Source organism: Peribacillus sp. NPDC055009 (assembly GCF_053608705.1).
Map to the genome: position 1 here is coordinate 110,000 of NZ_JBSGVZ010000018.1, position 7,550 is coordinate 117,549.

Sequence of the window (7,550 nt, forward strand, 5' to 3'; positions counted from 1 at the left end):
GGCGGTACCCCAATAAACAGAAAATTCGTCTGAAAATTTCTTCAGTTCTTGGTTTAAAATAGGAATAATGTAAGATAAATCTATTTTTCTTGTATGATAAAGTAGAATAGTAGGAAAATGAATCGAAGGATGTGTTATTATTTGATGTTAAATGTAAAAAAAATGCCGTTTGTTGTTTTTATTTGTTTCATGTTTTTTATACCAAATTCAATCTTTGCTCAAGAAATTTTACACAATGGAAGTCAAGGACAAGCAGTTTATGACTTACAAGAAAATTTAAAGAAAATGGGTTACTTTAACAGTCAACCAACAGGGTATTATGGTTCAATTACTGATCATGCAGTGAAACAACTTCAACTAGATTCTGGAATATTACCAGATGGAGTTTTTGGATTCCAAACACAACAAAAATTAAATAGTATTGAAATGATGGCAAGGGTTGTTTATGGAGAAGCTCGAGGAGAAACTTATGAAGGAAAAGTAGCTGTCGCTGCAGTAATTTTGAACCGAATGTCAACACCAGGTTTTCCTAAAAATACTTACGATGTTATTTTCCAGACAAATGCTTTTACAGCTGTACATGATGGGCAATATTATTTGACCCCAAATAGCTATTCTTATCGAGCTGTTATTGATGCATTACAAGGTTGGGATCCTACTCATGGTTCTGTTTATTATTATAATCCGGTCTCGGCAACAGATGAATGGATTTTCACAAGGGAAACAGTCATTAGAATAGGCAACCACTTATTTGCAAAGTAAAACTAATCTACATACATATTGAGGCATGATATTTTTATAGTTTCGTATTATAAATATCCCATTAACTATGTCGTGGAGTATAGTTGAAAGGTCGGGCAGTATTTGCCCGACCTTTTTGGCGGTACCCTTGGCGGCACCCCCAAAAGAAAAAACTGCCATAAAGACAGCTCCGATCTACAGCTAAAGCACCTGTTTTTCCTTATTTTCCGTACCCATTTACTTATAAACAATATTAAGTACTTTTCCCTTGGTTCCAAAAGAAAAAGCGATTACCTGGTATAGGAACCGCCTTCAACTATCTTTGCAAAGTCATCAAGAGTAGTTGAATACTTGATATAAATTCGTGGTAAAAGATAAAGTTCGTCTTTAATGCCCTTCTCAGAAAATAGTTCAGGAGTTGTCGTAAGTCCAAACAAATAATATTTCTTCGTTTCTTCTACCACTTTGTCATTGAAATTTCCGTATGGATACGCAAGAGCATTAACTGGTTTGCCTGTTATTTTTTGAATTTTTTCTTTGGACCCTTTCAGTTCATATTCATAATTTTTTATTTCCGTCAAATCAGGATGTGTAGCAGTATGAGACTGGATTGAGATTATACCTGAATCAGCCATCATTTTTAAATCCGATTTCGATAATCGGTTTGAACGACCGATAAAGTCAGAGATAACAAAAATGGTACCCCTTGGTTTAAAACGTTCGTTTTCAAGTTTTTGAAAGATAGCAAATGCATTCAGATTGTTTTTGTATCCGTCATCAAAGGTAATGAAAATGGGTTTATTTTCTTTATGAATTTCTTGCCAACGATCAAAAGTTAATAATGTGTAGCCATGGTCTTTTAAATAAATCATTTGTTTCTGGAAATTATCAGGAGTTACATATAGCTCCTTAGAACCCTGCCCAGTAAACTCGTCAATCGAATGATAAATTAAAATTGGTACTTTTCGTTGAGCAAAAACTTGTGATGGAAGAATTAAGATAAGAAGACATAGGAAAAACATTACAACCTTTTTCATAAAATTCCTCGCTTTGCGTCCTTTTTATATCTTTTCAATTTATTGTGCCTCAAAAGCATAGTTCTATTATGATTTCTCCCATATTTGATTCTATCTCCCATTGCAATGATGACTTTGATAATCCCAAATGAAAAACTAATTTCTTAAAACACTAAGGAATCGGACTAACTGCCACATTAGCTCTATAAGAAAAAGAGCTGCCAAAGCAACTGTTAGTGGGACAAGGAAGGATTAAGTGTATAGTTCTTTTTTTAAAGCCTTAATTCCATCAATTACACTTTTTACATTTTCATCATTATTCAATTTGTTTCTTGCATGGAGCAAAACTGGTCTAACAGATTCCACAGATCGTCCAAAATCGTACATCCATTCATATCGAGGAACCATCCAAGTATGAAAATGGTGAGTAGTATCTTCATTATAAAAGTAATAAACATGTTCTATCCCTAATACTTCCCTTTGAGCTTTTCTAATCTTAGATAATAAGTTTATGTAATCAACCTTTTCTAAGTCATTTAATTCGTCAAAGCACTTAATATGGCGTTTAGAGGCTAAAATTACTAAACCTTTAATGGGATATGCAACGTCTTGGTGAGCATGAAAATATTCAGTTTCGACTATTACACCACCATCCGGTTCTATTTCCCCACTTGTTAAAGCACAACTTAAACATTCGACTTCAACTGTTTTTCCATTAGACAAAGTAATTTCCCTCATAATTCCCTCCAAAAACAATATATTATCTCTCTTAAAAATATAAAAATAAACAAACCCTTGTTGAGCTATCCTGCCCCGTTAGTTTAAGTGAGGAACATCACAAACAGAATATTAATTCATCTTAACAATATTTTTATTTTATTAGGCTATGTTAAAGACTTTGGTTGAATGAAAAAACGCAAAAGATTTGGTTAATCTTAAATTTTAATGGTGGTAGTAAATATTCTATTAGCTATTTTTTAATTTGAAAACGTATATTAGCAAAGCAGTATTCGTTTCTGTGATAAGAAAAAAGTGTAACAACTTGTTTATATTTCAAGTTATCAAATCATACTAAATTAATCCTTTTTTGAACTCAATCTTTCTAACTTTTCTTTATTAATGATAAAATATTTTCTTCCTTTTTTTTCTAATAATCCGTCTTCATGGAATTGGTTAAGTGTGTATAATAAATGTCGATAGCTTACCCCCACGTATTCTGCTGTTTCGGTATGCTTCTCTTGAAAGCATCCATCGTTTTCTATTTGAAGAATATATTTGGCCAATCGATTTTTGAATTCATAATCCTGCATAGCTGTGTAATGATCCGTTCTTTTAAGTAATTTATCACCTAAGTATTTTGATAAATTTTGGAGGAAAAGATTGTCATTTAACAGATGCTCTTTCGATGAAGCCAATGGAACCGCTAAGCAAGTACAGTCATTTATAGCCACAACATCTTTTAAATTCTTTTCCACCTCAATCAAGGATAATTCACCAATAAAATCATCTTTCTTTAGAAACTGAATCAGCGCACGTTTTCCATTTTCGTGTACTATATATATTTTTGCCCGCCCATCCAATAATAAAAATAAGTACTGAATATCTTCATCAAAGCGCACTATATATTCATTAGAAGAAAACTTACAAATAAAAGCCTGATGTAAAACTGCTTTCGGAAAAGTTTCTTGAATATCATTATATATATCCACAAAATTTTCAGCGTAATCCTTCAAATTGATTTTTTCCATTTTATCACCTCAATATGAGATATCTCCTATTATTATATTGTTCCTTTCGATATATTACTACCAAGAGGTGGATAGGAATGAACAAATACAAACATATTATTTTTGACTTAGATGATACGATACTTGATTTTCAAGATTCAGAAGAAAAGGCTTTAAAACAAATTATTACGCTGTACGAGTTGCCCTATAACAAACAAACAATTGCATGTTATAAGCGCATTAATGATGGATTATGGCATCAATTAGAGGAAGGCTTGATTTCTCGTGAAGAAGTGCTGACAACGCGTTTTTCACTTTTTTTGAAGGAATTTCATATAGATGAAAACGGAGCAAAGGTTGAAGCTATGTACCGTGAGCATTTAAACCAAGGACATAAGACCGTTACCCATGCACATGAATTATTAAATGCTTTAAGTAAGCAAGATTATAAATTATATATTGGAACAAACGGTGTAGGAAAGACTCAAAGAAAAAGATTAGGAGGTGCCAAGCTACAAGGATATTTTGAACAACTTTTTATCTCCGAAGAAATTGGTTATGAAAAACCGAATCCCCATTTCTTTTACTATATTTTTGATGCCCTGCATACAAGCCGTAAAGAAGAATTCCTAATGATAGGTGATCGTTTAACATCGGATATTCAAGGAGCTATCAATGTCGGAATTGATTGTGTATGGTTTAACCCTAAGAGAAGCATGCCTAAATCATGTTCACCTAAGAGCACATATACGATACCAAATTTAATGCAAATAATGGACTTATTAGAGGAATAATCATGAAAAAAGTAATTCAATCGATTCTACTCTATATAGTAAGTGCTATTGGCATTAGTCTTACATTAAAAGCTGATGTTGGTGTCAGCAGTTTTAATGCGATGAATTTATCAATATCTGAATGGACTTCCATCAAAGTTGGCACAATTACATTCATTGCAAATCTCATTTTTCTATTCGGTTATATCTGCCTATGCGAAAAAAAGGATTTTAGAAAATTTACTTTGATGTTCATTTCCATCTTGTTCTTTGGAATGGTTATTAATTTTTTCCTCTATACTATTTTCGGTACGATTTACGTAGAGAATTATTTAGTAAGAATCGGACTATTTATTTTCGGTGCGATACTAGCCGGTGGAACAACAGGCATTATTTTATCATTAGATATTATTCCTTTTCCTATTGAAAGTTTCTGTTTACGAATAGCTGAATTAACAAAACGCCCTTTCTCTCAATACAGATATTGTGTCGATTTATTCTCCATTATTCTATCAATAACAATATCACTACTATACAATTTACCAATCAATATTCGTGAAGGAACGATTATCAGCTTCTTCTTATTGTCCGGCATTATTTCATATACACGATTGAAATTTAAAAACTATCAACAGAAACCCCAAACTCAATAAATAGCATAACTAAAAAATAACCTCTTACGGTTGAGAATCCAAAGAGGTTATTATTATCAAACTTTAATATAAATTATCGAACTTTATTCTAAATGATCAATCTTTTTTGTAACACTACAGTTAAACTAACCTGCCCCGATAGTTCCATAAAAAAAGCTGCCTTAAAGACAACTCCGATCTTCAGCTAAAGCACCCGTTCTAAACACAACAAATAGTTGATTATTTGCATTTAAATTCAAATGTATTTTTTTCTAGTCATATTGCTTCATCAAAAGTTTTGATAATAATATCAAAACGCTGACTGTATGGATGCATAAATACTTCGTACTGAATCCGACGTTCTTCATGAGACTGCCTTAAATAATTGATATTGGTTCCTCTCTCAACAATATCACGGCTCGACCTTCTCATTAATTCCGTTTCACCATCTGTATAGAAGTAAATTTTTAAATCAAATAAATCTGGATTAATAAATGCGACACTCATTCCTTCTACAATCGTTACTTTGTTTTTCGAAGAAATTAACTCACTTTTCATATAATGCGTATCTATTGTATATAAGTCTAAACCATCTCTAACCATCTAAACATCTCTTTCTAAAGAATGCAAATGATGAGCTGATGGATGGCAAGCCGTCATTTTATAACGATGATTTTCGTTTTGATATGTATAGTCGATAACTGCATGCTTTCGTATGTTCAAACTAACAATATATGGATCTGTATTAATATAATTCACTTCATTTTGATTTAGTAGGATTGCGAGCCTATTGGCAAACGTCGTTTTTCCAGCAGCACCATGCCCTGAAATGCCAATAACAATCTGTTCATCAGTCATTCTGACCCGATTTATGATATCTTGTAATAACTTATCCATCCCTCTCCCCCTGTCCATTATAAGAATTAAACCTAATACTCGCTTTTTCCTCTTTAAGCTCTTCATCAATAAGTTATGTTAAGAATTGAAGCCATTTATGTTCTGGTTCGTGCAATTGTATGGCATACTTAAGCCGTTTTTTCCTCTCATCATCTAGATTGTCTAATATCTCCATAAAGTCTTGGTCGTCTTTTTCTCTTGTGTTTTTCACTTTATATAAAAGTACAATTTCTGGATTTAGATAAGGAATCCCGGTATCCGAATAACTCCAAACTGACTTAAGTGGATAGGAGATCGTTAAATCCCTTCTGAACTTCCAGTCATCATCCTTTGTTTCATTTAGAAGTACCTCTAATTTATCTCCATTTGACTTATTTAAAGCGTGTACTTCGTGAATAGGTAACTCTAAAAACTCATTTTCCCAAGCATAGAATTTACCTTTAATAACCTTTTTAAAGTCCCATTCTTTTAGATATTCCTTCAGGTTTAATTGGTCTTTTCGAAATAGGGCAATCTCAATATCTTGATGTTGTCTTGTTTCTCTACCGATAAAAAGGTCAATTGCCCAACCACCTGCAAAGAACCACGTTTTATTAAATCCTGACATTAAAGAAGTAATACTATGACATTGTTCAAATGACATATAAATCCCCCAAGCTAAAATACTTATATCCTTAGTATTCTTTGTCTATTTTGAATAACCTCTATATTGAACTCTTATGCAACTAACCTGCCCCGATAGTTCAATAAGGAAAAAGCTGCCGTAAAAGACGGCTCGATCTTCAGCTAACGCACCCGCTAGTTGAATAAGAAATGATATAATATTCTAAAATTTTAAATTAGGAGTTGTAATATTTATGGATTTTTATATTGTTGATGTATTCGCAGAAGAAAAATATCAAGGTAACCAATTAGCTGTACTTATTCCCTCGAGAACAATATCTACTGAAGAAATGCAAAAGATTGCAAGAGAGATTAACTTTAATGAAACAACATTTATTTTATCTGGCAAACAAGACAACGGAGGATACGATGTTCGAATATTTACTCCTGATGTTGAGGTTCCTTTTGCTGGTCATCCAACATTAGGAACCGCATTTATCATTCAGAAAGTTTTAGAAAACAATGAAAGTAAACAAATAACTCTTAACCTTAAAGTAGGACAAATACCTGTAAATATTGAAGGTGAACAATTAATAATGAAGCAAAACCCACCCGAATTAGGAACGATTATTCCTGATCAAGATATTTTCACCGAAATATTACAGATACCAAATGAAGATATTGATTCCCGTTTTCCAATTCAAATTGTATCAACTGGATTACCAGCAGTAATTGTTCCTCTTTGTTCATTGGATGCTGTAAATCGTTGCAAGATCAATCATAATAATTATCAAAATTTCATTGATAACGTTATAAAAGCAAATATCCTTGTCTTTTCTCCTGAAACCAAACTAAAAGAAAATGATTTAAACGTAAGAGTATTTTTAGATGACACAGGATTCCCTGAAGATCCTGCGACTGGAAGTGCAAACGGAAATCTTGCTGGATACCTTATCGCACATAACTTTTTTGAAAGTAAAAATATAGCGTACAGAGTTGAACAAGGATTCCAAATGGGAAGACCATCTATTTTAAATATACAAGCTGAAAATTCCCAAAATTCCATTCAAATCCTTGTAGGTGGTAAAGTATTTTTAATCGCAAAAGGAGAATGGTATTAACAAGAAAGTCCAAATTCGGGCTTTTTTTTTAGATTAATAT

8 protein-coding genes and 1 pseudogene are annotated in these 7,550 nt (G+C 32.4%); 4 read left to right on the top strand and 5 right to left on the bottom strand.

Features of this window, described 5'->3' with window-relative positions:
• Nucleotides 1–144: 144 nt before the first annotated feature.
• Entirely contained in the window at nucleotides 145–762 is a 618-nt protein-coding gene (locus tag ACWF5P_RS21900; RefSeq protein WP_452445280.1) for a cell wall hydrolase, read from the top strand.
• Nucleotides 763–1,031: 269 nt separating this feature from the next.
• On the opposite strand, the gene ACWF5P_RS21905 is transcribed toward ACWF5P_RS21900, so the two are convergent.
• The 3 genes from ACWF5P_RS21905 to yeiL all read right to left on the bottom strand — a co-directional run bounded on the left by ACWF5P_RS21905 (nucleotide 1,032) and on the right by yeiL (nucleotide 3,505).
• Complete coding sequence (locus tag ACWF5P_RS21905; RefSeq protein ID WP_452445281.1) at nucleotides 1,032–1,778, bottom strand: polysaccharide deacetylase family protein; 747 nt, start codon at nucleotides 1,776–1,778, stop codon at nucleotides 1,032–1,034.
• Between the two features lie 231 nt (nucleotides 1,779–2,009).
• Nucleotides 2,010–2,495 carry an HIT family protein gene (locus ACWF5P_RS21910; RefSeq protein ID WP_134783723.1) on the bottom strand — a complete coding sequence of 162 codons (486 nt, stop codon included), beginning with the start codon at nucleotides 2,493–2,495 and terminating at the stop codon, nucleotides 2,010–2,012.
• Nucleotides 2,496–2,833: 338 nt separating this feature from the next.
• Entirely contained in the window at nucleotides 2,834–3,505 is a 672-nt protein-coding gene (yeiL, locus tag ACWF5P_RS21915) for a transcriptional regulator YeiL (RefSeq protein WP_452445282.1), read from the bottom strand.
• A 77-nt stretch (nucleotides 3,506–3,582) separates the two neighbouring features.
• Here yeiL and ACWF5P_RS21920 point away from each other — a divergent pair, with 77 nt between their 5' ends.
• The gene (locus ACWF5P_RS21920) at nucleotides 3,583–4,278 is read left to right on the top strand and encodes a YjjG family noncanonical pyrimidine nucleotidase (protein WP_402937807.1); all 696 of its coding nucleotides are present in this window, start codon (nucleotides 3,583–3,585) and stop codon (nucleotides 4,276–4,278) included.
• 2 nt (nucleotides 4,279–4,280) lie between these two features.
• Nucleotides 4,281–4,910, top strand: coding sequence for a YczE/YyaS/YitT family protein (locus ACWF5P_RS21925; protein ID WP_452445283.1), 630 nt, complete (start codon nucleotides 4,281–4,283; stop codon nucleotides 4,908–4,910).
• A gap of 255 nt (nucleotides 4,911–5,165) precedes the next feature.
• On the opposite strand, the pseudogene ACWF5P_RS21930 reads toward ACWF5P_RS21925, so the two are convergent.
• Nucleotides 5,166–5,786, bottom strand: a pseudogene (locus ACWF5P_RS21930) (uridine kinase family protein).
• 73 nt (nucleotides 5,787–5,859) lie between these two features.
• Nucleotides 5,860–6,429 (bottom strand): nucleotidyltransferase domain-containing protein, encoded by a 570-nt coding sequence (locus ACWF5P_RS21935; RefSeq protein WP_452445284.1) that lies wholly within the window; start codon nucleotides 6,427–6,429, stop codon nucleotides 5,860–5,862.
• A gap of 214 nt (nucleotides 6,430–6,643) precedes the next feature.
• Between ACWF5P_RS21935 and ACWF5P_RS21940 the strand changes: the two genes are divergently transcribed.
• Complete coding sequence (locus ACWF5P_RS21940) at nucleotides 6,644–7,510, top strand: PhzF family phenazine biosynthesis protein (protein WP_452445285.1); 867 nt, start codon at nucleotides 6,644–6,646, stop codon at nucleotides 7,508–7,510.
• The last annotated feature ends 40 nt before the right edge of the window (nucleotides 7,511–7,550 follow it).

What these genes read in the sequence shown, in the direction of transcription:
- ACWF5P_RS21910 (WP_134783723.1), bottom strand. Translation starts at nt 2,495, where the DNA reads ATGAGGGAAATTACTTTGTCTAATGGAAAAACAGTTGAAGTCGAATGT.
- ACWF5P_RS21925 (WP_452445283.1), top strand. Translation starts at nt 4,281, where the DNA reads ATGAAAAAAGTAATTCAATCGATTCTACTCTATATAGTAAGTGCTATT.
- ACWF5P_RS21935 (WP_452445284.1), bottom strand. Translation starts at nt 6,429, where the DNA reads ATGTCATTTGAACAATGTCATAGTATTACTTCTTTAATGTCAGGATTT.
- ACWF5P_RS21900 (WP_452445280.1), top strand. Translation starts at nt 145, where the DNA reads ATGTTAAATGTAAAAAAAATGCCGTTTGTTGTTTTTATTTGTTTCATG.
- yeiL (WP_452445282.1), bottom strand. Translation starts at nt 3,505, where the DNA reads ATGGAAAAAATCAATTTGAAGGATTACGCTGAAAATTTTGTGGATATA.
- ACWF5P_RS21905 (WP_452445281.1), bottom strand. Translation starts at nt 1,778, where the DNA reads ATGAAAAAGGTTGTAATGTTTTTCCTATGTCTTCTTATCTTAATTCTT.
- ACWF5P_RS21920 (WP_402937807.1), top strand. Translation starts at nt 3,583, where the DNA reads ATGAACAAATACAAACATATTATTTTTGACTTAGATGATACGATACTT.
- ACWF5P_RS21940 (WP_452445285.1), top strand. Translation starts at nt 6,644, where the DNA reads ATGGATTTTTATATTGTTGATGTATTCGCAGAAGAAAAATATCAAGGT.